General features: G+C 71.2%; 1 protein-coding gene. It reads left to right on the top strand.

Translation table 11 applies throughout. The annotated features are described in order from the left end of the window. Window positions 1-70 precede the first annotated feature (70 nt). Window positions 71-1,285: radical SAM protein (locus RM812_RS41740; RefSeq protein ID WP_311586176.1), on the top strand; the 1,215-nt coding region annotated here is incomplete at its 3' end.

Below are 1,285 nucleotides of genomic sequence, written 5' to 3'. Positions count from 1 at the left end.
CACCTGAACCACACGGACCCGCCCTCGTACGCACCACCGCCCCGGGCCTGGGGCGGTCGAAGGAGCCAGCATGTCCCTGCTCGACCAGGAGATCGACGCGATCCGCGGCCGTGAGACGACCGTCCTCGGCGACCCGTACCCCACCACCCACGGCGCCGACGACCTGCGGATGGTGTTCCTCTTCCCCTACGGCCACGGCTACTCGCTGATGTGCAACGGGCCGATGGCGCTGTACGACCTGATCAACCGCGACACCACGCTGCCCGCGTACGCCGAGCGAGCCGTCCAGTACGACAGCCTCATCCGCGACGGCAACCGCCTGCGCACCCCCGTAGGCACTCCCTACCGCACCATCGAGTCCGCCGCACCCGTCCGCGACGCCGACGTCGTCGGGGTGTCGGTGACCAATGCCGGCGACCTGCACTCCGTCTTCCGGCTCCTGGACCTCGCCGGCATCCCGCGGCGCACCCCCGACCGCGTCCCCGGCTTGCACCCCCTCGTCATCGGCGGACAGGGCGGCCTGGCCAACCCCGAGGTCCTGGCCGACTACCTTGACGTCGTCGCCCTCGGCGAGGCGGAGAAGTCCCTGCCCCAACTCCTGCGCACCGTCCACGCCCACCGGCAGACCAACCCCGAAACCCCTCTGCTGGTGCAGCTCGCCCGGATCCCGGGCCTGTACGTGCCCTCCCTGTACACCTGCGACCTGGCCGACGGCGGGGGAGTGAGCGCGGTGCGGCCCACGTCGCTGACCGTGCCGGACCGGGTGAGCGCCCAGTGGCTCGAGCTGGCCGACCTCCACGACGCCCACTTCGCCTACCCCGTCACCGACGGCACGGCCGCCGGGATCATCCCGCTGGTCGGATGCCGCCACACCTGCTCCTTCTGCACCCTGGGCGTCCCGCCGTTCCGGCAGGCACCCCTGGAGAAGATGCTCGCCTACATCGACCGCCTCGAAGAGCTCAGCGTGCCGCTGATCATCATCAGCGCCCCGACCTTCACCCAGTACCGCCACCGCGCGCAGATCCTGGAGCGGATCCGCGCCTATCGCGACCGGGCCGCGGCCCGCGGCGTCAAGGTCAGCACCATCATCGGCTCTGTCCGCGCCGACGAGATGACCGCCGACTACCTCCGCGACGTCAACGAACTCGGCGACTTCGGGCACCTGTTCACCGAGCTGAGCCTGACCCAGGCCCGCGGCATCGTCACCATCGCCCCCGAGTTCGCCGCCGCCGACCTGGTCGCCCTGTACGGCAAGACCATGCCGCCCGAGCGCGTCGACCAGGCC

The organism is Streptomyces lancefieldiae (assembly GCF_031845825.1).
Lineage (GTDB): Bacteria > Actinomycetota > Actinomycetes > Streptomycetales > Streptomycetaceae > Streptomyces > Streptomyces lancefieldiae.
This window is presented reverse-complemented; position numbering and strand designations above follow the sequence as displayed.